Consider the following 20,913-nt stretch of genomic DNA (forward strand, 5'->3'; position numbering starts at 1 on the left):
CACCCCCGAGGGCAGGCTCCCCGGCGCTTTAAGGCCTCGCCGCGCGACGTGCTCAGCGGCCGATCGGTGGCGGCCCGAGGGGCTCGCCGCCGAGGTGCTCGGCGAACAGCAGCGTCGTGTCGAGCAGGGCGTCGAGGCGGGCGAGGGCCTCGTCGGAGGGCGCGCCGTCGGTGAAGTCGCGGGACGTGAGGTACGCGGATGTTGGGGTGGTCGCCGCCCCGAAGAAGGTGAGGATGTCGCGGAGGTGGCGGTCGACGCCGAGGAAGTGGTGGTCGGAGGCGCCGATGGCGACGACGGCGACCGGCTTGGCGCGCAGGGCGGGCACCGGGAGGTGATCGATCAGGTTCTTGAGCGCGCCGGTGAGCGAGCCGCGGTAGGTCGGGCTCGCGAGGACGACCGCGTCGGCCGCGGCGATCGCGTCGACCACGCGGGCTGTGTCGGCGCTGGCCTCGGCCGGTGGACGGCCGTCGGCGTACGGGATCTCGAGGGTGGCGAGGTCGATGGTCGTCACGGTCAGCGCGGGGTGGCGGCCGGTGGCGCGCTCGGCGGCCGTCGCGAGCGCGCGGTGCAGGCGGCCGGGCGGCGTCGCGCTGCCGAGGACGATGACCAGGGCGGTGGGGGAGTCGGGCACGTTGATAATGTCTACCAAAGCCATGGGGAATGTCGCCGCGATCGACCTGCGGACCGCGATGGGGCACTTCGCGACGGGCGTGGCCGTCGTGACCGCGGCCGACGCCGATGCCCGCCCCTTCGGCACCACGGCCAACCGCGATCTCCTCGCTCTCGCTCGACGCGCCGCTGGTGCTCGCCTGCCTGCGCCGCGAGTCCGAGACGCTGGCCGCGCTGCGGGCCACCGACCGCTTCGCCGTCAACCTCCTGGCCGCCGGCCAGCGCGAGCTCTCCGACCGCTTCGCCCGCCGCACCGACCCGGCGTCCTGGGCGGGCGTCGCCCACCGGCTGCCCGACGGCGTCCCGATCCTGGACGACGCGCTGGCGAGCGTCGAGTGCCGCGTCCACGAGATCGCCGAGGGCGGCGACCACGTCATCGTCATCGGCCAGGTCATCGCGGTCGCCCACCCCGAGGAGCACGTCGAGCCGCTGCTGTTCTACCGCGGCGCGTACGTCTCGCTGGCCCGCTGAAAGCCTCGACCGGCGGGGCGCGCCCACGCGTGGGATCCTGACGTCGATGGCCTCCTCCGCGCTCACCGTCCCGGTCCTCGCCGACGACGCGTCCGCCCTCGCGGCGGCGCACGCGGTCGCGGAGGCGATCGCGCCCGGGGTCGTCGCGCGCGACCGCGCCGGGGCCGACGCGGTGCCGCGTGACGCCCTCGCCGCGCTCGACGGCTCGGGCCTGCTCGGCGTCACGGTCCCGCGGGCGCACGGTGGCGCCGAGGTGGCGATGGCCACGCTCGCCGAGGCGGTCCGGGTCGTCGCGGCCGTCGACCCGGCGATCGCCCAGGTGCCGCAGGCGCACTTCCTGTTCCTCGACGTCCTGCGCGTGTGGGGCACCGAGGCGCAGCGCGCGCGGCTGTTCGGCGAGGTCCTCGCCGGCGCGCGGATCGGCAACGCCCTCGCCGAGCGCGGCGGCCAGCACGCGCAGGACCTCAAGACGCGGGTGACCGGCGGCGTGCTCGCCGGCACCAAGTACTACTGCACCGGCGCGCTGACCGCGCGCTGGATCGCGGTGAGCGCGCTGGACGACGACGGGCGCCTCGTCGCCGCGTTCGTCGCGCGCGACACGCCCGGCGTCACGGTCGACACCGACTGGGACGTGCTGGGCCAGCGCGCCACGATCAGCGGCACCACGACGTTCGCCGACGTCCCCGTCGACCCGGCGTTGCTGGTGGACTACGCCCGGGCCTACGAAGTGCCCCAACAGCTCGGCGCCCGCGCGCAGCTCGTGCACGCCGCGATCGAGGTCGGCATCGCCGGGGGCGCGCTGCGCGACGCGCGCGCCTACCTGCGCGAGAAGGCGCGGCCGTCGACCGAGGCCGTCCGGGCGGGGGCGGACGCCGCCGTCGACGACCCGCACGTCCTGCATCGGTACGGCCGCGCCGCCGCGCGCGTCGGTGCCGCCGAGGCGCTGCTCGCCGACGCCGCGCGCACGCTCGACGCGATCGGCCTCGAGCCGGCCGACGCCGACGCCGCCGCCCGCGGCTCGCTCGCCGTCGCGGCCGCCAAGGCGTTCGGCAGCGAGGTCGCCGTGGACACGGCGTCCGAGCTCTTCCAGCTCTGCGGCACCAGCTCGACCGCCGGCAAGTACGACCTGGACCGCCACTGGCGCAACGCCCGCACGCACTCCGTCCACGACCCGCTGGACTGGAAGTACCACCACCTCGCCGCCTACGCGCTGGCCGACGTCCTGCCGCCCAACCACGGGCAGCTGTAGTCAGTCGGTCAGCGTCAGCCCGTACTCGTCGCACACCGCGACCAGCTCGGGCAGCTCGGCGGTGAGCTCCAGCGGCTTGGCGCGCCCGCGCCGCACCAGTCGGCCGCGGGCCTCGAAGACCGCGTAGCACGGGCGGTCGTCCAGGTTGGACCCGAACGCGATCGCCGCGGCGCCGTGCTCGTAGAGCACGCGCCCGATGCGCTGGGTCACGAACCGCGTGCGGCTGCGGATCTCGGAGACGTCGAGGTGGGCCATCCCGTGCTCGGCCAGCAGCGGCGCGTGCTCGCGCTCCAGCCGGGCGCGCGCGGCGGGCTCGTCGACGTCGACCAGCTCGCCCTCGTCGACCCGGACCGTCGCCGCCGCGAGCACGCGCTGCTCGCGGTACTCGCGCGGGACCGTCCCCGCCGCGGCCTCCAGCCCGGCGTCGCGGCCGAACAGCTCGCGCAGCTCGGCCAACATGGTGGTGTCGGGCCGCAGGTCGGCGAGCACCTCGCGCAGGCAGGTCGCGACGTCGCGCGCCGCGTAGAGCGTGCGGTAGGCCCGGCGCGGGTCGTCCCAGCGGCCCTCCCAGCCGCAGAGCTCGAGCGGGACGAAGTCCAGCGGCGCGTCGCGGTGCCCGAGGCGCCAGACCTCCGGGCCGCGCCCGCTCAGACCGTGCCCCCGGCGAACGCGCGCGCGGCCGGGACGACGAAGCGCAGCATGTCCGGGTCGGTCGCCCCGCGCACGACGGCGGCGGGCGCGCGGTCGTCGAGGCGGGTGTTGGAGCCGACCCACCACGCCTTCGCCGTCTGGGCGCCGAACGCGGCGACGAGCATCTTGGTTGCCTTGAAGGCGTCGCGCAGCCGCATCTCGCGCTCGTCGCGCGGCTGGGCCTTGCCGGCGGCCCACCGGCCGACCATCTTGGGATCGGTCACGCCGGACAGATAGGCGGTGAGCTTCTGGCCGAGCTGCTCCTGCAGATAGGACGCAACGGCGCCGATCGGGAGGCGGGTGGCCTCGTCGCTGACGGTGGCGGGATCGAGGATGGGCATCGCGGCTCCTGGGTCGGTCGCCCGGGTACTCTACCAGGAAAGCAACCTAACGTTCGACGATCACGTTGGTGGCCTTGATGACGGCCGTCGCCGCCATGCCGGGCCGCAGGTCCAGGTCGTCGACCGCCTCGCGCGACATCAGCGAGACCACGCGGTACGGCCCGCAGGCGAGATCGACCTGGGCCATCACCCCGTCGCGCTGCACCGCGACCACGACCCCGGTCATCCTGTTGCGCGCGCTGGTGCGCTCGTGGGTGCCGCGCTCGCGCAGCAGGTCCGCCAGCGCCTCCGCGCGCAGGTACCGCTGTCCGCCGTGGCGCTCGAACGCGATGCGCCCGTCGCGCTCCCACCGGCGCAGCGTGTCGACGCTCAACCCGAGCGCCGCGGCCGCGGCGCCGATGCGCACCATGTTGTCCATGTCGACGAGGCTACTTCCCGGCGGGGGAGAAGCGAAGGACGTACGGGAAGTCGCCGAACGAGACGTCGACCAGGAAGCGGCCGTGGACGTCGATCGTCGTGGCTCCGGCGGCGGCCGCGGCCTTGAACAACGGCTCGGCCGGCCGCCCGGCCGGCGTCTGGAGGTCGGCGACGAACGCAGTCTGGGTGGTGAAGTCGAGCGTCGGGTCCTCGGGCGCGTACTGGACGAAGCGCACGCGGTAGCGGCCGTCGAGCGCGACGGGGCCGTGCGCCTGCGGCGAGGCGTTGGCGCGCAGGACGACCTCGCCGGCCCGGCGCGGCGCGCGGGCCAGCGGCGGGTCGGAGCGCAGGGCGGCGTCGCCCTTGGGCTTGGCGCCCGAAGACGAGTCGGCGTCGTCGCCGCAGCCGACGAGGACCGCCAGCAGGGCGGCGCACAAGAGGGACGTTGCGGACCGGCGCACCGGCGTTATCATCGCGCATGTGAACGTTCCTAGGCAATGCATAGGTTCTTGCGGCGCGGGCGAGGTGTCGTCGTGCCGCTGACGCGCGCGGCGCTCCTGCGCGGCGGCGCCGCGGCCGGCGTCGCGTCGCTCCTGCCCGCCGGGGTCGCGCGCGCCGCGCTGCCCGCTCCGGCGCCCGTCGGCGACGACCTCGGGTACCTGCAGTTCACGCTGATCGCCGAGCGCGTCAGCCAGGCCTACTACGCGAAGGTCGGCGACCAGGCCGCCGCCCAGCAGAAGGCGAGGCACGTCGACAAGCTCACCGCCGCGCTCGGCGCCGACGCGCCCGCGCCCGACGACTTCATGATCGTGCTGCCCAAGAAGCCGACGGTGGCCCTCGCCATCAAGCTCGAGACGCTGCTCGTCCGCACGCTCACCGGCGCGCTGGCCTCGACCCAGGACGGCTCGACGCGGCTCCTGCTCGCCCGCCTGCTGGCCAGCGACGCCCAGCACCTGCTCGTCGTGCGCGCCGCCGCCGGCGTCCCGGCGATCCAGGGCCTCCCGGTCCCGCTCGACCTCGACGCCGCCGGCGCCGAGCTCGACGCGCTGCTGTCCGCCCCCAACTACCCCAAGACGTGATGCGCCTCCGCCTCCCGACCGTCGTCCTGGCCGCGCTCGCCGCGGCCGCGCTGCCGACCGCCGCCGCGCAGGCGGCGCCCACGGTCTACGCCGCCGCCTCGCTGAACAACGCGTTCCCGGCCCTGGACCACACGCCGAAGTACAACTTCGCCGGCTCCAACACGCTGCAGGCCCAGATCGAGCGCGGCGCGCCCGCCGACGTCTTCGCCTCCGCCAGCCCGACCGAGGCCACGGCGCTGTTCAACGAAGGGCTGTGCACGCGCCCGGTGACGTTCGCGACCAACATCCTGGTCCTGGTCGTCCCGAAGGCCAACCCCGCCGGCATCACGTCGGTGTACTCGCTGCGCGGCAGCGGCAAGCGCCTGGCGATCGGCACCGCGGGTGTCCCGATCGGCAACTACACGCGGCTGCTCCTGCGCCGCCTGCACCTCACCAACGTCCTCTCGACCAACACGGTCAGCCAGGAGAAGGACGTCACGTCGGTGCTGTCCAAGGTGGCGCTGAACTCGGCCGACGCCGGCTTCGTCTACCACACCGACGCGCTGTCGACGCGCGGCCGGACAGCCGAGATCCGCGTGCCGAAGTGGGCGCAGCCGGCGGTCCGGTACCAGATCTGCGCGGTCAAGCGGCCGGGCGCCGACACCGCGGCGGCGCAGGCCTACATCGACAAGGTCGTCGGCGGCGCCGGCCGCACGATCCTCAAGCGCTACGGGTTCGGGCTGCCGCCGCGCGGGTGATGCGCGGCGGCCGGATCACGGGGTTCGACGCGCTCGTCGCCGCCGCGGCGACGCTCGCGCTCACGTTCTTCGCCCTGCCGCTGATCGCGCTGTTCACGCAGGTCCCGCTGACCGACGTCCCGGACCTGCTCGGCGACCCCGTCGTCACCGACGCGCTGAAGGTGACGCTGCGCACCAACCTGATCGCCGACGCGCTGATCCTCGCCTTCGGGACGCCGACCGCGTTCCTGCTCGCCCGCCGGCGCTTCCGCGGCCGGTCGCTGCTGGTCACGCTCGTCGAGCTGCCGCTCGTCCTGCCGCCCGCCGTCGCGGGCATCGCGCTGCTGGCGGCTCTCGGTCGCGGCGGCCTGCTCGGCGGGGCGCTGGCCGACCGCGGCATCGTGCTGCCGTTCACCGAGTGGGCCGTCGTGCTCGCCGTCGCGTTCGTCGCCGCGCCGTTCTACGTGCGCCAGGCGATCGCCGCGTTCGAGGCCGTCGACCCGCAGCTGCCGGCGGCGGCCCGGACCCTCGGCGCATCGCCGGCGCGCACGTTCTGGCGCATCGACCTGCCGCTCGCCGCCGGCGGCCTCGCGGCCGGCGCGGTGCTGGCCTTCGCGCGCGGCGTGGGGGAGTTCGGGGCGACGATCGTCTTCGCCGGCAGCGTCCGCGGCGAGACCCAGACGCTGACGCTGGGCATCTACGACCAGCTGGAGTCCAACTTCGACGCGGCTCTGGCGATCGGGATCCTCCTGGTGGTGCTGAGCGGCGCGGTGCTGCTGAGCGTCAAGATGCTCGCTTCATGGCGCAGCTCGAGCTCGACATCGCCGTCGCCCTTCGCGCGTACACGCTCCGCGTCGGCCTGACCGTCGCGCCGGGCGAGACGGTCGCGCTCGTCGGGCCGTCGGGCGCGGGCAAGTCCACCGTGTTGCGCGCGGTCGCCGGGCTGCTGGCGCCCGACACGGGGCGGATCGCGCTGGGCGAGGACGTGTGGTTCGCCCGCGGCGGCGACCGCGGGCGCCGCGTCGCGCTGCCGCCCGAGCGCCGTGCCGTCGGCCTCGTGTTCCAGGACTACGCGCTGTTCCCGCACCTGACCGTCGCCCAGAACGTCGCGTTCGGCGGGACGGCCGTGCGCGCCGCCGAGCTGCTGGACCGCCTGGGCATCGCGGCCCTGGCCGGCGAGCGCCCGACGAACCTCAGCGGCGGCGAGCGCCAGCGCGTCGCGCTGGCCCGCGCGCTGGCCCGCGACCCCGGCGTCCTGCTGCTCGACGAGCCGCTCTCCGCGCTGGACGCCCACACCCGTGCCGTGGTCCGCGGCGAGCTGGGTGACCTGCTGGCCGAGCTCGCGCTCCCGGCGCTCGTCGTCACCCACGACCACCGCGACGCCATCGCCCTCGCCGACCGCGTCGGCGTCATCGTCGACGGCCGGCTGCGCCAGCTCGACGCGCCCGCGCAGCTGCTGCGCGCCCCCGCCGACGCGTTCGTCGCCGCGTTCACCGGCGCCAACGTGATCGACGGCCTCGCCGTCCAGCCGTGGGCGGTCACGATCGTCACCGGGCCGGAGGCGCCCGCGCCGCGTTCCGGCATCCGGGTCGTCCAGGGGACGATCGACGGGGTGGAGGACGAAGGTCCGCGTGCGCGCGTGCGCGTGGGCGGGCTCGTGGCCGAGGTGCCGGCCGCCCAGGCGGCGAGCCTCAGCCACGGCGAGCCCGCGTGGGCCACGTTCGCGCGCGCCGACGCCCACACGCTCGCGCATCCCTAGCCACCGAGCCCGCGGGAAGGATCTCCGCGCGGCGGGGTCTTGCCTGGACATGACCCGCCTCCTCCCGACCCTCGTGTCCGTCGCCGCCGCCGGCGCGCTGATCGCCGGCTGCGGCAGCAGCGACTCGTCCGACACCAGCTCCTCGGAGGCGGCCCCGACCACGACGGCCGCGAGCGCTCCCGCCCCGGCCGCTGCGAGCGACAACCTCCAGCTCAAGGCCGTCGAGTCCAACGGCCTGTCGTTCGACAAGAAGACGCTGACCGCCAAGACCGGCACGGTCACGCTGACGCTCGACAACCCCGGCAGCGACAGCCAGCCGCACGCGATCGCGGTCGAGGGCAACGGCGTCGACAAGGACGGCGAGACCGTCCAGCCGGGCGGCACGTCGAAGGTCACGGTCGACCTCAAGCCCGGCAAGTACACGTTCTACTGCCCGGTGCCCGGGCACCGGCAGGCCGGCATGGAGGGGACGCTCACCGTCCAATGAGCGTCTCGACCCAGGGCACGATCGCGGCTACCGTCTCGGGGATGCCGGAGGGCGGCGCCCGCCCACTCGACCCGCAGCGCCTCGGTGACCACGTCGACCGCCTCTACCGGGCAGCGCTGGCGCTGTGCGGCAACCGCCACGACGCCGAGGACCTGGTCCAGGAGACCTACGCCCGCGTGCTCGCGCGGCCGCGCTTCCTGCGCCACGACGACGACCTCGGCTACCTGCTCCGCGTCCTGCGCAACACCTTCTTGAACCGGCTGCGCACCCAGAAGCGCAAGCCGACGCCGCTCGAGCTCGACGACGAGCGCGACGGCCTGGCGCGCGCCGGCGACCCGCGCCATCCGGAGGCGGCGCTCGAGGTCTCCGAGCTGCTGACGGCGATCGCCCACCTGCCCGCGGACCAGCGCGACGCGATCGTGGCGATCGACATCGTCGGCCTGAGCTACCGCGAGGCCGGGCGCGTGCTCGGCGCCAAGGAGGCGACGATCACGACGCGGCTGCATCGCGGGCGCTCGCGCCTGGCCAAGCTGCTGCGCCCCGCACCATCCGACTTGCCCCGCGACCCCAGCACCCTGCGATGACCGCACGCACCCCTGAACCGCCCGACCGCGATCCCCTGCTCTCCGCCGCCGACAGCGAGGTTGTCGGGCGCCACATCCACGAGCTCGCGCTGACCGTGGAGGCGCCGCCGGCGCTGCGCGCCCGGATCGCGGAGGCCGAGCGGACCCGCCCTAAGCGGGCGCGGGCGTGGCTGCGGCGCCCGCGCATCGTCCTGCCGGCGCTCGCCGGGACCGCGCTGGCCGCGGTGCTCGTCGGCGTCCTGGCCTTCGCCGGCGGCGCGGCGGGACCCTCGGTCGACGAGGCGGCGGCGCTCGCCCTCGCCCGCCCGACCGCCGCGGCGCCCGCCGCCACCGGCAGCGTGGCGCTGGACGAGCGCGTCGGCGGCATCACGTTCCCCAACTACGCCTACCAGTGGCCGGCGTGGAAGGCGGCCGGCATGCGCCACGACCGGCTCGGCGGGCGCGACGCGACGACGATCACCTACCGCGGCCCCAAGGGCGACGTCGGCTACACGATCGTCGACGGCCGGCCACTGCCCGAGCCCGACGGCGCGCGCACGGTCAACCGCGCCGGGCTCAAGTTGTCCATCTACCGCAAGGACGGCGCGACGGTCGTCACCTGGCGGCGCGACGGCCACACGTGCGTCCTCGCCGGCAAGGGGAAGGGCGTCGAGCCGCAGCTCGTGAAGTTCGCCACCTGGGCATGATGTCGGGGTGAGCGAGCACCCCGGCCTGCACCCGCCCGACGTCGACACCTACATCAACGAGCGACTCGTAGGAGATGATCCGGCGCTCGACGCGGCGCAGGCGCGCGCGGCGGCCGCCGGGGTGCCGGCCATCGAGGTCGCGCCCAACCAGGGCAAGCTCCTGCACCTGCTCGCGCGCATGAGCGGGGCCCGCCGGGTCCTGGAGCTCGGGACGCTCGCCGGCTACAGCACGATCTGGCTGGCCCGGGCGCTGCCCGCCGACGGACGGCTGATCACGCTGGAGGCCGACGCCGGCTACGCGGCCGTCGCCCAGGCGAACCTCGAGGCGGCCGGCCTGAGCGCGCGCGTCGAGATCCGCGTCGGCGCCGCGCTCGACACGCTGCCGCAGCTGCGCGACGAAGGGCCGTTCGACTTCGTCTTCCTCGACGCTGACAAGCAGCGCACGGCCGCGTACCTGGAGTGGGCGCTGCGGCTGACCCGCCCGGGGAGCGTCGTCGTCGCCGACAACGTGGTGCGCGGCGGGGCGGTGGCGGACGCGGCCGACGACGACCCTCGGGTGCAGGGGATGCGGCGCTTCTTCGACCTGCTGCACGCCGCGTCGGGCGTCACCGCGACGGCCGTGCAGACCGTCGGGTCCAAGGGCTGGGACGGCTTCGCCCTCGCCCTGGTCGAGGAGCCCGCGACGGGCTAGGCGGTGATCTTCTCGATCGCCGTCAGGACTCGCTGGGCCTGAAACGGCTTGGCGATGAAGTCCTTGGCGCCGGCCTTGACGGCCTCCAGCACCTTGGACTCCTGCGCCAGCGCGGAGCACATGACGACCTTCGCGCCCGGGTCGATCGCCATCAGCTCCTTCAGCGCGGTCAGGCCGTCCTTCTCGGGCATCGTGATGTCGAGCGTCATCACGTCGGGGCGCAGCTCCTGGTAGCGCTGCACCGCCTCGATGCCGTTCGCGCCTTCGCCGACGACCTCGTGCCCGCCGTTCTGGAGGACGTCGATCACCATGCGACGCATGAACGCGGCGTCGTCGACTACGAGAATGCGGGCCATGTCCCCCTCGGTGGTCGACCAGGGGGACGGAAACCTGAAAAGCGCGGTCAGGCCAGGAGGTCGACGAGGTTCTGCTGCGTCTCGTCCTGCGTCTGGAGCACCTTCGCGTTGGCGTCGTAGGCGATGCTCGCCAGGCTCAGGTTCGCGAACGCGGTGGCCAGGTCGGCGTCCGGTGCCGCGCTCATGCTCGCGATGCTGGCCCCGGCCTGGTCCAGCATCAGGCTGGCCGCCTGCATGCCGCTGATCGCGCTGACGTTCACCTACGGGGGATCGGCGCGCGGCCCGGGGCGCCTTGACCCGTGCGCGTCAGGCTCGGCGGATCGTCGAGGCCGCGGCGTCGAGCAGCGCGATGACGGTCGCGTCGTCGACGGCCGCGAAGTCCTCGTACCAGGCGCCGACGGCCCGGAAGCCGCGCGGGCGCAGCGGGCAGACGACGGCGTCGGCGTCGAGCGCGACCAGCGCGCACGCCTCGTCGGAGCCGACGGGCGCGGCCACCACGATCGGCGCCGCCGCGCGGGAACGCAGCGCCTGCACCGCCGCGCGCATCGTCGCACCGGTGGCCAGCCCGTCGTCGACCACGACGACGGTGCGACCGCTGACCGGCGTGACCGGGCGGTCGCCGCGGTAGCGCCGCTCGCGCCGCGCGAGCTCGGCCGTCTCGCTCGCGACCACGGCGGCGATCGCGTGGTCGTCGAGCCGTGCGCCGGCGACGACGTCGGGGTTGACGACGTGCGCGCCGCCGGAGGCGATCGCGCCGAAGGCGAGCTCGGCCTGGTCGGGGACGCCGAGCTTGCGGACGAGCACGATGTCGAGCGGCGCGCCGAGCGCCGCCGCGACCTCGACCGCCACGGGCACGCCGCCGCGCGGGAGGGCGAGCACGAGCGCGGGCCCCGCGCCGCCCGCCGCGACCGCGCGCGCGACCGCCGGCGCCAGGCGGCGCCCCGCGTCGACACGGTCCGCGTAGAGGTCCATCAGCGTGCTCCTGCCAAGAGGATGACGGAGCCGACCGCGGTTGCGGACAAGATCCGCGTAACACCCCGCTCCCTTGACCGTTGGAGACGCCATGCGCATGCGATCCACCACGCTGGTGACCACCGCGGCGACCGTCGCGGCCCTGCTGCTGTCCGCGTCCGGCGCGATCGCGGCCGACGCGCCGACCGGGGCGCCGCAGGACCTCGCCTCCACCGGCGCGGACCGCACGCTCACCGGCACCGGCCCGGGCGCCCAGACCGGCTGGGCCGTCGCGGCGGCCGGCGACGTCAACGGCGACGGGATCGCGGACGCGATCGTCGGCGCGCCCGGCGGGCCGAAGGACCCCGGCACGGCCTACGTCGTCTTCGGCAGCCCGGGCGCGAGCCCGCTGACCGCGCTCGCCACGCTCGGCGACGGCGGCTTCAAGATCACCGGCGGCGCGCCCGGCGACCGGGCCGGCCTGGCGGTCAGCGCCGCGGGCGACGTCAACGGGGACGGGCTGGCCGACGTCGTGGTCGGCGCCCCCGGCGCCGCCGCCTACGGCCGCGCCGACGCGGGCGTCGCCTACGTCGTCTACGGCAAGAAGACGCCGGAGGCGGTCGCGCTCGGCCAGCTCGGCGCGGGCGGCTACGCGATCGTCGGCGCCGCACCCGGCGACGGGGCCGGCACCGCGCTCGCGGCCCTCGGCGACGAGGGTCGCGACGGCGTCCCGGACCTCGCGGTCGGCGCGCCCGGCTCGGCCGCGCTGCGCAAGCGCGGCGGCGCCGCCTACGTGGTCGCCGGCCACCGCGGCGGCGGCGACGTCGACCTCGCCGATCCCGCCTCCGGCCCGTCGTGGCGGATGGACGGCCCGACCGGCGGCTTCGCGGGCCTGGCGCTCGCGGCGGTCGGCGACCTCAACGGCGACGGCGCCTCCGAGATCGCGGTCGGCGCCCCGGGCACCGACCCGGCGGCGATCGACGACGGCGACCTGGCCGACGTCGCCGACGGCCACGAGGCGCGCGGCGCCGCCTACGTCGTGTACGGCCACGGCGGCACGAGCGGCGAGGACCTGCCGCGGCTGGCCGCCGACCACGGCGTGCGGCTACGCGCCGGGACGACCGACCAAGCGCTCGGCCTCGCGCTCGCGGCCGGCGACCTCGACGGCGACGGCGTGGCCGACCTCGCGATCGGCGTGCCGCTGAGCGACCGCAACGACCGCCAGAACTCCGGCTCGGCCTACGTCCTCTACGGGGCGCGCGGGCTGGGCGGGACGCTGGACCTCAGCGCCCCCGACGCGGCACGCGTCCTGCGCCTCGACGGCGCCGCGGCCAAGGACGCGTTCGGCGCCGGCGTGGCGCTGCCGGGCGACCTCGACGCCGACGGCAAGCCCGACCTCGTGATCTCGGCGGTGTTCGCGTCGCCGTTCGACCGCGCCGACGCGGGCGCCGCGTACCGCGTCTCGGGCGCGCCGGTGAGCGGGACGCTGGACGCCGGCAAGCTGCCGGTCGCCCAGACCTTCGCCGGCTCGACCGCGGGCGGGCACCTGCGCGCGCTGGCCGCCGCCGGCGACCTCGATCGCGACGGCGCGACCGACCTGCTGCTCGGCGAGCCCGAGGCCGGCGACGGCGGCACCGTCCGCATCGTCCGCGGGATCGCGCCCGCGCTCGTCACCCCGGCGCCGACCGCGCCCGATCCGGGCGTCCAGGAGGAGGTCGACCAGGACGGCTGCCACGCGGCGACGCGCTTCGAGCTGCTGATCGACGACTCCGGCTCGATGGAGGATTCCGACCCGGACCGCCTGCGCGCCAAGGCGCTTGAGCTGCTGCTCGCCAAGCCGGGCAACGCGGGCCGGACGTTCACCGCCGTGCAGTTCGGCAGCGAGGCCAGCAACGTCTTCGACGCCACCAAGATCGCCTATGGCGTGGCGGGCGTGACGCAGATCCGCGACCTGTCGGCCGCGTTGGAGCGCGATCTCGTCGCCGACGACGGCGGCACGAACTACAACGCCGGATTCCGCTCGCTCAACCGCGCCGCGGGCCGCGCCAGCGCGCGGATCTTCCTCACCGACGGCGAGCACAACGAGGGCGGCGACTTCCGCAACGGCCACCGCGGCGGCCCGCCGACCTACGTCATCGGCCTCGGCCCCGACCTCGGCGGCCGCCGGTCGGAGGCCGGGCAGCGTCTGGGCCGGATCGCGCGCGAGACCAAGGGCACGTTCTTCCCGAACGTGACCGTCGACACCGTGCAGGCCGTGATGAACGCGATTGCCGCGAAGGTCAACTGCGACATCGAGTTCGACCAGTACGTCGACACGCTCACCGCGAAGGACCCCGAGGCGGACACGAACGTGACCGACCTCGAGAGCGGGACCGCGTCGGCCGACGTCGACGTGACGTGGGGCGACCCGGACGACGACGTCCAGCCGTCCGGACTGGTCGTCGTGGACGGCGGCAAGCCGGTCGTCGCGCTGCCGCAGGCCGCGCTGGCCCAGGCCGCGTCGGGCCAGACGGTTACGGTCGGCAAGGTGAAGGTCTCGGGCCGGCGTGGGTTGACCTACGTGTCGCTGCACGTCACCGGGCTCAAGGGCGCCGACCGCCTGCGCGTGCGCGTCAAGGCGGCGGCGGTCCGCGGCCGCGACGGGGTGCGCGTCCGCACGCAGGTCGCCCAGAGCCGGCGGCGCCGGTAGCGGCCTGAGGCGGGGCGGCGGCGCGCGACGCGCCGCCGCTACCGTCAGTCGCCCATGATCACCGTCGCACCCGAAGTCGAGACAGCGCTGGCGGCCGGCGAGGCCGTCGTGGCGCTGGAGTCCACGATCGTCTCCCACGGGCTCCCGCGGCCCGACAACATCGTGATCGCCCGGCAGATCGAGCAGGCGGTGCGCGACGGCGGCGCGGTCCCGGCAACGATCGCGCTCGTCGACGGCGAGGTCCGCGTCGGCCTCGACGACGCGGCGCTGGAGGCGATCGCCACACGCGACGACGTGGTCAAGTGCAGCTCCCGCGACCTCCCGATCGCCGCGGCGCGCGGCGCCACCGGCGCCACGACGGTGGCGGCGACGGCGCACCTCGCGGCCGAGACCGGCATCGGCCTCTTCGCGACCGGCGGCCTCGGCGGTGTGCACCGCGAGGCGGCCGACACGTGGGACGAGTCGGCCGACCTGGTCGGGCTGGCCCGGACCGACATCTGCGTGGTCTGCGCGGGCGTGAAGTCGATCCTCGACATCCCTGCGACGCTCGAGCGCCTCGAGTCGCTGGGCATCGGCGTGGCGGGCTACAAGACCACGCGGTTCCCCGCCTTCTACCTGACCGAGAGCGGCTACGAGCTGCCGTGGCAGCTCGACTCGCCCGAGGAGATCGCGGCGGTCCTCGGCGCCCGCGGCGAGCTCGGCCTCGACGGCTCCGCGCTGGTGATCGCCAACCCGCTGCCCGAGAGCGAGCAGCTGGACCCCGAGCTGCACGAGCGCGTGTTGCGCGAGGCGCTGGCGGCGGCGGCGGCCGAGGGCGTGCGCGGCCGCGACGTCACGCCGTTCCTGCTCGCGCGCTTCCACGAGGGCACGGGCGGCGAGTCGCTGCGGGCCAACGTCGCGCTCGTGCTGGCCAACGCGCGCCTCGCTGGGCAGATCGCGGCGGCGCAGGCCCAGGCGTAGGCCGCGGTCCATGACGATCGTCGTCGTCGGCGACCTGATGGTCGACGTCGTCGCGGCCGCCGCCGCGCCGCTCGCACACGCGTCCGACACCGAGGCGCACGTGCGCTGGACCGGGGGCGGGGCGGCCGCGAACGTCGCGGCCTGGCTCGCGCACCAGGATGTCGGGGTCGCCCTCGTGGCCCGCGCAGGCGACGACGTCGCAGGCCGCGGCGCGGTCGCCGAGCTGCGCGAGGCGGGCGTCGACGTCCACGTCGCGACCGACGACGCGCGCGCCACCGGCACCTGCGTCGTCGTCATCGGCGCCGACGGCGAGCGCACGATGCTGCCCGACCGCGGCGCGAACCTCGCGCTGGCGCCCGACGACCTGCCGGCGCAGCTGTTCGCCAAGGGCAACCACCTGCACTTGAGCGGCTACGTCCTGCTCCACGACGGGCCGCGCGCTGCGGGCCTCTGCGCGCTCGACCACGCCCACGAGGCCGGGATGACGATCTCGATCGACCCGGCCTCGGCGGCGCCGCTGCGCGACTGCGGCGTCGACCGCGTCCTGGGCTGGATCGCCGGCGCCGACGTGCTGCTGCCCAACCTCGACGAGGCCCGCGTCCTGACCGGGCTCGACGACCCCGAGGCCGCAGCCCGCGCGCTGGCCGCGAGCGCCGACGCACGCGAGGTCGTCGTGACGCTCGGCGCCGGCGGCGCGCTGTGGACCGACGGCCAGGAGGTCGTCCGGACCGCCGGGCCGGCCGTGGAGACCGTCGTGGACACCACCGGCGCCGGCGACGCCTTCGCCGCCGGCTGGCTCGCCGCGCGTCGCCGCCGCGCGAGCCCCCAGGACGCGCTCACCAGCGCGTGCACGCTCGGCGCCCGCGCCGTCACGCGCGCCGGCGCGCGGCCCTAGGACTGGCACTCAGGACGGCTCGGACTCCTCGAGCTCGTCGGTCGTGACCTCTTCCAGGACGCCGAGGATCTCGCCGACGCGGCAGACCAGGAGGCGCTCCTCGTCGACCTCGACCCAGGCGCCGGCGGAGGTGTGGAAGACGACGTGGTCGCCGGGCGCGATCGGCATCCGCACGCCGACGTGGTCCCACCAGTCCAGGCCCTGGCCGACCGCGAGGACGATCCCGTGCTGTGGCGGCGGCTCGTTGGAGCCGGCCGGCACGAGCAGCCCGGAGCGGCGGAAGCGCTCGGGCTCGAGCTCCTTGATGACCACGCGGTCGAAGAGGGGGCGCAGGAAGTGCTTCATCGTCGCGCAGCGTAGTTCGTCAAGATGCCCCGCGATGCGCAGCGGTCGCCGCCGAGCCCTCGTCCTCGGCAACATCCTGTTCTTCCTCGCGGGGCCGGGGCTCGAGGCCGGCGTCGGGCCGTGGCTGCTCGTGCAGGTCGCGGGGCGCGACGGGGCCGATCCGCCGGTCGCGCTGCGGGTGCTCGGCGCGCTGTCGATGCTCGGCGGCATCGCCGTCCTGCTCGACGTCTTCGTCCGGTTCGTGCGCGAGGGCGCGGGCACGCCGTCGCCGGCCGCGCCGACCGCCCGCGTCATCGCCGGCGGCGCCTACCGCGTCGTGCGCCACCCGATGTACGTGGCGACAGCGACGGTCATCCTCGGCGAGGCGCTGCTCGTCGGCCAGCCGATCCTGCTCGTGGCGGCCGCGGCGTACGTGGCGACGACCGCGGCGCTGGCCCGCTACGTGGAGGAGCCACGGCTCGCCCGCCGGTTCGGCGCCTCCTACGAGGCGTACCGGCGGGCGGTGCCGGGCTGGATCCCGCGGCTGGGCATGGGGAGGCCGCGGGGCGGGACTTAGGCGGCCTCGGCCTGCTCGAGGAAGCCGACGACGTCGCCGAGGCGGCCGTCGCCGGTCACCGTCGCGAAGTCGTGGCCCACGGCGACCGCCGGCCCGCCGGCCGTCGGCTCCAGGCGCCAGACGAACCGCACGTGGTCGCCGACGGCGTCGGGCCCTGCGGCCAGGACGAAGCGGTGGCCGGGGAACTGCTGCTGGGCGGCGCCGATCATCCCGGCGATCTCGTCCGGGCCGGACCCGGACATCATCGGGTCGACGTAGGTCGCCTCAGCGGCGAAGGCCTGCCCGACGAGCGCGCGGCGGCGCTCCGGCTCGCCCTCGTTCCAGGCGGCGATGTAGGCGTCGACGGTCTCGGTGATGGAGGAGGAGTTGGTCATGGGTCACAGCCTGCCGGTGACGCGGCGGCCGGTCGATGACCTCCGAGGTCATGCTGCCTCGTCCATCGCCTTCCGGACGCGCTTGGCGCTGACCTGGCCGCGGACGCCGAGCGCCTGCGCGAACTGCGCGACGCGCAGCTCCTGGATCAGCCACCCGGCCTCGATCAGCCCGGACGGCACGGGACGCCCGGCGTTGACGTAGGCGTTGATCCGGTCGCGCAGCTCGCCCTCCAGCGCGCGCACGCCGGCCATGCGGTCGCGGTCGACCGCGACGACGTCGGCCAGGCGCTCCAGCCGGCGCTCGGCGGCGCGCAGGTAGCGGACGACGTCGCCGAGGCGGTAGGCGCCGGTCGTCGCGGCGAAGCCCGGGTAGACGAGGCCGCCGAGCTGCTCGGCGACGTCCTGGCGGGCGTCGCGCAGCGGCGCGGCGATCAGCGTCTCCATGCGGCGGTGCAGGTCGGCGCGCGCGGCGAGGATGTCGACGACGTCGCGCATCACGACGCTCGTCCGCGCCGCCAGCGCGCCCGCGACGTGGCCGCGCAGCCGAGCGAACGACGCGGCGTCCCACGCCGGGCCGCCGGCCTCGTCGACCAGGACGTCGACCGCCGCGCTCGTCGCGTCGTCGACGACCGCGGCCAGCGAGCCGTGCGGCGCCGCGGCCAGCAGCAGCTGCGCGCGGTTGTCGAGCCGGCCGACGACCTGGCGGGCGACGGTCGGGATCGTCAGCAGGAGCAGGCGGCGCGTGCCGAGCGCCATGGCGGCGTCGGCGGCAGCGCGCGACTCCATCATCTTGACGTCGACGTGGTCGCCGCGGTCGACCAGCGCGCCGAACGCGCGGCCGGCGTCGCCGGCGCCGCGCAGGGCGATCTCGCGCGGCAGCGCGTCGAAGCCCGCCCACGCGGTGAGCCCGGCGTGCTCGTGCTCGGCGGTCGCGGCGCTCAGCGCGGCCCGCAGCCGCGGCTTGACCTGGTCGCGGACCGCCGCGAGGTCGGTGCCGTGCGCGACGGTCGCGCCGCGCTCGTCCTCGACGGCGAACGTCATCTTGAGGTGGTCGGGCAGGGCGGAGGGGGCGAACGCCTGCGCCGGGACGAGGGTGCCCTTCAGGGCGCTGACCTCGCGGGCCAGGACCTCGGCCAGCGGCCCGGAGCGCGGCTTCATCCGGCTCAGCGCCAGCGCCGCGGTCTCCGGGACCGGCACGAGCGGGCGGCGCAGCTCCTTGGGCAGGCCGCGCAGCAGCGTCGTCACCAGCTCCATGCGGAAGGCGGGGACGAGCCATTCGAAGCCCGTCGCGCGCAGCTGCGGCAGCGTCGCGAGCGGGACGTGCACGGTGACGCCGTCGTGCTCGGAGCCCGGCTCGAAGGCGTAGGTCAACGGCAGGACGAGGTCGCCCTGACGCCAGGCCGACGGGCGGCCCGCGCCCTCCAGCGCGTCGCGCGCCTCGGGCCGGACGAGCAGCTCCAAGGTGTAGGTCAACAGCGACGGGTCGGCGCGGCGCGCGTCCTTCCACCAGCGGTCGAAGTGCGCCGCGCTGACGACGTCCTGCGGGATCCGCGCGGCGAAGAAGTCGTAGAGCGTCTGGTCGTCGACCACGATGTCGCGGCGGCGCTCGCGCTGCTCGAGCACGTCGATCTCCTCGAGCACCCGGGCGTTGTCGGCGAAGAAGCGGTGGCGCGTGTCCCAGTCGCGCTCGACCAGCGCGCGGCGGATGAACAGGTCGCGCGCGAGCTCCGGGTCGATCTTCGCGTAGCCGACCTTGCGGCCCGCGACGATCGGCAACCCGTACAACGTGACCCGCTCGGTGGCGACGACCGCGCCCTGCTTGCGCTCCCAGCGCGGCTCGGAGTAGGTGCGCTTGACCAGGTGCTCGGCCAGCGGCTCGACCCACGCCGGCTCGATCTTGGCCGCGGCCCGGCCGAAGAGCCGCGCGGTCTCGACGAGCTCGGCGACCATGACCCACGCCGGCTGCTTGCGGGCCAGCGTCGAGCCGGGGAAGATCGAGAAGCGCGCGCCGCGCGCGCCCAGGTAGTCCCGTTTGGCCACATCCCGCACGCCGACGTGCGAGAGCAGTCCCGACAGCAGGGCGACGTGGATGTGCTGCACCTCGCCCGGCTCCTGGTTGCGCGTGATGCCCAGCTCCTTGGCCGCCGAGCGCAGCTGCCCGACGAGGTCCTGCCACTCGCGCACGCGCAGGAAGTGCAGGTACTCGCTCTTGAGCCGCTTGCGGAACTGCGAGCCCGACAGCTCGTGCTGCTGCTCGCGCACGTAGGACCACAGGTTGAGGTAGGCGACGAAGTCCGAGTGGTCGTCCTTGAACCGCGCGTGCTGCTGGTCGGCCTGTGCCTGCAGGTCGCTCGGCCGCTCGCGCGGGTCCTGGATCGACAACGCGGCGGCGATCACGATGACCTCCTCGACGCACCGCAGCCGGTCGGCCTCCAGGATCATCCGGGCCATCCGCGGGTCGACCGGCAGCCGCGCGAGCTTGCGGCCGACGCCCGTCAGGCGCTTGCCCGACGGCGCGGCCGGGTCCAGCGCGCCGAGCTCGTGCAGGAGGTTGACGCCGTCGCGCACCTGCCGCGCGTCGGGCGGGTCGAGGAACGGGAACTCGCTGACCGCGCCGAGGTCGAGCGCGGCCATCTGCAGGATCACCGACGCGAGGTTCGTGCGCAGGATCTCCGGATCGGTGAAGCGCGGGCGCTCCGTGAAGTCCTCCTCGTCGAAGAGGCGGACGCAGATGCCGTCCGAGGTGCGGCCGCAGCGGCCCTTGCGCTGGTCGGCCGAGGCCTGCGAGATCGGCTCGATCGGCAGCCGCTGGACCTTCAGCCGCGCGCTGTAGCGCGACATGCGCGCGAAGCCCGGATCGACGACGTACTTGATCCCGGGCACGGTCAGCGACGTCTCGGCGACGTTGGTGGCCAGGACGACGCGGCGCTTGCGATGGCCCTGGAAGACCTTCTGCTGCTCGGCGTTGGACAGCCGCGCGTAGAGCGGCAGGATGTCCAGGTCGTCGTCCTTGAAGCGCCCGCGCAGCGCGTCGGCCGTGTCGCGGATCTCGCGCTCGCCGCTCAGGAAGACCAGGACGTCGCCGTCGCGCGACTCGCGCAGCAGCTCGTCGACGGCGTCGCCGATCGCCTCGGGCTGGTCGCGCTCCGGGCCGCCCTCGGTCAGCGCGAGCGGCCGGTAGCGCGTCTCGACCGGGAACGTGCGGCCGCTGACCTCCACGATCGGCGCGTCGCCGAAGTGCGCGGCGAACTGCCCGGGGTCGATCGTCGCCGACGTGATGATGAGCTTCAGGTCGGGCCGGCGCGGCAGCAGCTGGTGCAGGAAGCCGAGCAGGAAGTCGATGTTCAACGAGCGCTCGTGCGCCTCGTCGATGATGATGGTGTCGTAGCGGCGTAGCAGGCGGTCGCGCTGGATCTCGGCCAGCAGCAGGCCGTCGGTCATCAACCGCACCAACGTGCTCTCGCTCGACCTGTCGTTGAACCGCACGGCGTAGCCGACGGCGTCGCCGAGCCCGACGTCGAGCTCCTCGGCGATGCGCTGCGCGACCGTCCGGGCCGCGAGCCGGCGCGGCTGGGTGTGGGCGATCGCGCCGCGGATCCCGCGGCCGAGCTCCAGGCAGATCTTGGGGATCTGCGTGGTCTTGCCCGAGCCGGTCTCGCCGGCGACGACGACGACCTGGTGGTCGCGGATCGTCGCCAGCAGCTCCTCGCGGCGCGCCGAGACCGGCAGCGCCTCGGGGTAGGTGATGGCCGGGACGGCGGCGCGGCGGCGCTCGATCCGCGCCTCGGCCGCGGCGAAGTCGCGGTCCAGCCGTGCCAGCCCCGCCTCGTCCTCCGGATGGCGGCGCGCACGATCGAGCCGCCGTGCGAGGCGATGCTCGTCGAGCAGCGTCAGCTCCTCCAGGCGGGTTCTGAGCTCGGCGATCGGCACGCCCTTCGAGGATACGAG

25 protein-coding genes are annotated in these 20,913 nt (G+C 75.3%); 14 read left to right on the forward strand and 11 right to left on the reverse strand.

Going from position 1 to position 20,913, the window contains the following annotated elements; genetic code table 11:
* Positions 1–52: 52 nt before the first annotated feature.
* A complete protein-coding gene (locus tag DSM104299_RS13970; protein ID WP_272477925.1) occupies positions 53–631 on the reverse strand; it encodes an NADPH-dependent FMN reductase in 579 nt (192 codons plus the stop codon).
* 107 nt (positions 632–738) lie between these two features.
* On the opposite strand from DSM104299_RS13970, the gene DSM104299_RS13975 reads away from it, so the two are divergent.
* Both DSM104299_RS13975 and DSM104299_RS13980 read left to right on the forward strand, forming a co-directional pair.
* Positions 739–1,140, forward strand: coding sequence for a flavin reductase family protein (locus DSM104299_RS13975; RefSeq protein WP_272477926.1), 402 nt, complete (start codon positions 739–741; stop codon positions 1,138–1,140).
* A 46-nt stretch (positions 1,141–1,186) separates the two neighbouring features.
* The gene (locus DSM104299_RS13980; protein ID WP_272477927.1) at positions 1,187–2,389 is read left to right on the forward strand and encodes an SfnB family sulfur acquisition oxidoreductase; all 1,203 of its coding nucleotides are present in this window, start codon (positions 1,187–1,189) and stop codon (positions 2,387–2,389) included.
* On the opposite strand, the gene DSM104299_RS13985 is transcribed toward DSM104299_RS13980, so the two are convergent.
* Genes DSM104299_RS13985 through DSM104299_RS14000 form a run of 4 tightly spaced genes read right to left on the reverse strand, consistent with a single transcriptional unit; the run spans position 2,390 to position 4,298 of the window.
* Complete coding sequence (locus DSM104299_RS13985) at positions 2,390–3,040, reverse strand: RES domain-containing protein (RefSeq protein WP_272478092.1); 651 nt, start codon at positions 3,038–3,040, stop codon at positions 2,390–2,392.
* Positions 3,037–3,420, reverse strand: a complete 384-nt coding sequence (locus tag DSM104299_RS13990) for a hypothetical protein (RefSeq protein WP_272477928.1) — start codon at positions 3,418–3,420, stop codon at positions 3,037–3,039. The genes DSM104299_RS13985 and DSM104299_RS13990 overlap by 4 nt, the downstream gene beginning before the upstream one ends.
* Before the next feature lie 46 nt (positions 3,421–3,466).
* On the reverse strand, positions 3,467–3,838 hold the full coding sequence (locus DSM104299_RS13995) for a TOBE domain-containing protein (RefSeq protein ID WP_272477929.1): 372 nt from the start codon (positions 3,836–3,838) through the stop codon (positions 3,467–3,469).
* 10 nt (positions 3,839–3,848) lie between these two features.
* Positions 3,849–4,298, reverse strand: a complete 450-nt coding sequence (locus tag DSM104299_RS14000) for a hypothetical protein (protein WP_272477930.1) — start codon at positions 4,296–4,298, stop codon at positions 3,849–3,851.
* Positions 4,299–4,370: 72 nt separating this feature from the next.
* Here DSM104299_RS14000 and DSM104299_RS14005 point away from each other — a divergent pair, with 72 nt between their 5' ends.
* From DSM104299_RS14005 to DSM104299_RS14040, 8 genes are read left to right on the forward strand one after another with little or no spacing between them, the layout of a single operon-like run.
* Positions 4,371–4,916, forward strand: coding sequence for a hypothetical protein (locus DSM104299_RS14005; protein ID WP_272477931.1), 546 nt, complete (start codon positions 4,371–4,373; stop codon positions 4,914–4,916).
* The gene (modA, locus tag DSM104299_RS14010) at positions 4,916–5,653 is read left to right on the forward strand and encodes a molybdate ABC transporter substrate-binding protein (protein ID WP_272477932.1); all 738 of its coding nucleotides are present in this window, start codon (positions 4,916–4,918) and stop codon (positions 5,651–5,653) included. Before DSM104299_RS14005 ends, modA begins: the two co-directional genes overlap by 1 nt.
* Complete coding sequence (locus DSM104299_RS14015; protein WP_272477933.1) at positions 5,653–6,495, forward strand: ABC transporter permease; 843 nt, start codon at positions 5,653–5,655, stop codon at positions 6,493–6,495. Before modA ends, DSM104299_RS14015 begins: the two co-directional genes overlap by 1 nt.
* Positions 6,432–7,391: an ABC transporter ATP-binding protein gene (locus DSM104299_RS14020; protein ID WP_272477934.1), complete on the forward strand. Its 960-nt coding sequence runs from the start codon at positions 6,432–6,434 to the stop codon at positions 7,389–7,391. Before DSM104299_RS14015 ends, DSM104299_RS14020 begins: the two co-directional genes overlap by 64 nt.
* Positions 7,392–7,440: 49 nt before the next feature.
* The gene (locus DSM104299_RS14025; RefSeq protein WP_272477935.1) at positions 7,441–7,878 is read left to right on the forward strand and encodes a plastocyanin/azurin family copper-binding protein; all 438 of its coding nucleotides are present in this window, start codon (positions 7,441–7,443) and stop codon (positions 7,876–7,878) included.
* Positions 7,875–8,462 carry an RNA polymerase sigma factor gene (locus DSM104299_RS14030; protein WP_272477936.1) on the forward strand — a complete coding sequence of 196 codons (588 nt, stop codon included), beginning with the start codon at positions 7,875–7,877 and terminating at the stop codon, positions 8,460–8,462. Before DSM104299_RS14025 ends, DSM104299_RS14030 begins: the two co-directional genes overlap by 4 nt.
* On the forward strand, positions 8,459–9,148 hold the full coding sequence (locus DSM104299_RS14035; RefSeq protein ID WP_272477937.1) for a hypothetical protein: 690 nt from the start codon (positions 8,459–8,461) through the stop codon (positions 9,146–9,148). The genes DSM104299_RS14030 and DSM104299_RS14035 overlap by 4 nt, the downstream gene beginning before the upstream one ends.
* Before the next feature lie 7 nt (positions 9,149–9,155).
* On the forward strand, positions 9,156–9,839 hold the full coding sequence (locus DSM104299_RS14040) for an O-methyltransferase (RefSeq protein ID WP_272477938.1): 684 nt from the start codon (positions 9,156–9,158) through the stop codon (positions 9,837–9,839).
* Here DSM104299_RS14040 and DSM104299_RS14045 read toward each other — a convergent pair.
* The 3 genes from DSM104299_RS14045 to DSM104299_RS14055 form a co-directional block, all read right to left on the reverse strand.
* Positions 9,836–10,195 (reverse strand): response regulator, encoded by a 360-nt coding sequence (locus tag DSM104299_RS14045; protein WP_272477939.1) that lies wholly within the window; start codon positions 10,193–10,195, stop codon positions 9,836–9,838. The two genes, DSM104299_RS14040 and DSM104299_RS14045, sit on opposite strands and share 4 nt — an antisense overlap.
* A gap of 47 nt (positions 10,196–10,242) precedes the next feature.
* Positions 10,243–10,380: a flagellar basal body rod C-terminal domain-containing protein gene (locus DSM104299_RS14050; protein ID WP_349294516.1), complete on the reverse strand. Its 138-nt coding sequence runs from the start codon at positions 10,378–10,380 to the stop codon at positions 10,243–10,245.
* Between the two features lie 121 nt (positions 10,381–10,501).
* Positions 10,502–11,167, reverse strand: a complete 666-nt coding sequence (locus DSM104299_RS14055; protein WP_272477940.1) for a phosphoribosyltransferase — start codon at positions 11,165–11,167, stop codon at positions 10,502–10,504.
* Between the two features lie 91 nt (positions 11,168–11,258).
* Here DSM104299_RS14055 and DSM104299_RS14060 point away from each other — a divergent pair, with 91 nt between their 5' ends.
* From DSM104299_RS14060 to DSM104299_RS14070, 3 genes are read left to right on the forward strand one after another with little or no spacing between them, the layout of a single operon-like run.
* Positions 11,259–13,835: a hypothetical protein gene (locus tag DSM104299_RS14060; RefSeq protein WP_272477941.1), complete on the forward strand. Its 2,577-nt coding sequence runs from the start codon at positions 11,259–11,261 to the stop codon at positions 13,833–13,835.
* Between the two features lie 54 nt (positions 13,836–13,889).
* Positions 13,890–14,795 carry a pseudouridine-5'-phosphate glycosidase gene (locus DSM104299_RS14065; RefSeq protein WP_272477942.1) on the forward strand — a complete coding sequence of 302 codons (906 nt, stop codon included), beginning with the start codon at positions 13,890–13,892 and terminating at the stop codon, positions 14,793–14,795.
* Between the two features lie 10 nt (positions 14,796–14,805).
* The gene (locus tag DSM104299_RS14070; RefSeq protein WP_272477943.1) at positions 14,806–15,690 is read left to right on the forward strand and encodes a carbohydrate kinase family protein; all 885 of its coding nucleotides are present in this window, start codon (positions 14,806–14,808) and stop codon (positions 15,688–15,690) included.
* 9 nt (positions 15,691–15,699) lie between these two features.
* On the opposite strand, the gene DSM104299_RS14075 is transcribed toward DSM104299_RS14070, so the two are convergent.
* Complete coding sequence (locus DSM104299_RS14075; RefSeq protein WP_272477944.1) at positions 15,700–16,035, reverse strand: co-chaperone GroES; 336 nt, start codon at positions 16,033–16,035, stop codon at positions 15,700–15,702.
* Between the two features lie 34 nt (positions 16,036–16,069).
* On the opposite strand from DSM104299_RS14075, the gene DSM104299_RS14080 reads away from it, so the two are divergent.
* Positions 16,070–16,591 (forward strand): methyltransferase family protein, encoded by a 522-nt coding sequence (locus DSM104299_RS14080; protein ID WP_272477945.1) that lies wholly within the window; start codon positions 16,070–16,072, stop codon positions 16,589–16,591.
* Here DSM104299_RS14080 and DSM104299_RS14085 read toward each other — a convergent pair.
* Together DSM104299_RS14085 and hrpA are read right to left on the reverse strand one after the other, a co-directional pair.
* Positions 16,588–16,965, reverse strand: a complete 378-nt coding sequence (locus DSM104299_RS14085) for a nuclear transport factor 2 family protein (RefSeq protein WP_272477946.1) — start codon at positions 16,963–16,965, stop codon at positions 16,588–16,590. The two genes, DSM104299_RS14080 and DSM104299_RS14085, sit on opposite strands and share 4 nt — an antisense overlap.
* 48 nt (positions 16,966–17,013) lie before the next feature.
* Entirely contained in the window at positions 17,014–20,895 is a 3,882-nt protein-coding gene (gene hrpA / locus DSM104299_RS14090; protein ID WP_272477947.1) for an ATP-dependent RNA helicase HrpA, read from the reverse strand.
* Between the last annotated feature and the right edge of the window lie 18 nt (positions 20,896–20,913).

This window comes from Baekduia alba (assembly GCF_028416635.1).
GTDB lineage: Bacteria > Actinomycetota > Thermoleophilia > Solirubrobacterales > Solirubrobacteraceae > Baekduia > Baekduia alba.

Coding starts and splice junctions, on each gene's coding strand:
- DSM104299_RS13990 (WP_272477928.1), bottom strand. CDS start 3,420: ATGCCCATCCTCGATCCCGCCACCGTCAGCGACGAGGCCACCCGCCTC.
- DSM104299_RS14070 (WP_272477943.1), top strand. CDS start 14,806: ATGACGATCGTCGTCGTCGGCGACCTGATGGTCGACGTCGTCGCGGCC.
- DSM104299_RS14035 (WP_272477937.1), top strand. CDS start 8,459: ATGACCGCACGCACCCCTGAACCGCCCGACCGCGATCCCCTGCTCTCC.
- modA (WP_272477932.1), top strand. CDS start 4,916: ATGCGCCTCCGCCTCCCGACCGTCGTCCTGGCCGCGCTCGCCGCGGCC.
- DSM104299_RS14030 (WP_272477936.1), top strand. CDS start 7,875: ATGAGCGTCTCGACCCAGGGCACGATCGCGGCTACCGTCTCGGGGATG.
- DSM104299_RS14080 (WP_272477945.1), top strand. CDS start 16,070: ATGCGCAGCGGTCGCCGCCGAGCCCTCGTCCTCGGCAACATCCTGTTC.
- DSM104299_RS13975 (WP_272477926.1), top strand. CDS start 739: ATGCCCGCCCCTTCGGCACCACGGCCAACCGCGATCTCCTCGCTCTCG.
- DSM104299_RS14045 (WP_272477939.1), bottom strand. CDS start 10,195: ATGGCCCGCATTCTCGTAGTCGACGACGCCGCGTTCATGCGTCGCATG.
- DSM104299_RS13995 (WP_272477929.1), bottom strand. CDS start 3,838: ATGGACAACATGGTGCGCATCGGCGCCGCGGCCGCGGCGCTCGGGTTG.
- DSM104299_RS14020 (WP_272477934.1), top strand. CDS start 6,432: ATGGCGCAGCTCGAGCTCGACATCGCCGTCGCCCTTCGCGCGTACACG.
- DSM104299_RS14015 (WP_272477933.1), top strand. CDS start 5,653: ATGCGCGGCGGCCGGATCACGGGGTTCGACGCGCTCGTCGCCGCCGCG.
- DSM104299_RS14085 (WP_272477946.1), bottom strand. CDS start 16,965: ATGACCAACTCCTCCTCCATCACCGAGACCGTCGACGCCTACATCGCC.
- DSM104299_RS14025 (WP_272477935.1), top strand. CDS start 7,441: ATGACCCGCCTCCTCCCGACCCTCGTGTCCGTCGCCGCCGCCGGCGCG.
- DSM104299_RS14050 (WP_349294516.1), bottom strand. CDS start 10,380: ATGAGCGCGGCACCGGACGCCGACCTGGCCACCGCGTTCGCGAACCTG.
- DSM104299_RS14065 (WP_272477942.1), top strand. CDS start 13,890: ATGATCACCGTCGCACCCGAAGTCGAGACAGCGCTGGCGGCCGGCGAG.
- DSM104299_RS14055 (WP_272477940.1), bottom strand. CDS start 11,167: ATGGACCTCTACGCGGACCGTGTCGACGCGGGGCGCCGCCTGGCGCCG.
- DSM104299_RS14060 (WP_272477941.1), top strand. CDS start 11,259: ATGCGCATGCGATCCACCACGCTGGTGACCACCGCGGCGACCGTCGCG.
- DSM104299_RS13980 (WP_272477927.1), top strand. CDS start 1,187: ATGGCCTCCTCCGCGCTCACCGTCCCGGTCCTCGCCGACGACGCGTCC.
- DSM104299_RS14075 (WP_272477944.1), bottom strand. CDS start 16,035: ATGAAGCACTTCCTGCGCCCCCTCTTCGACCGCGTGGTCATCAAGGAG.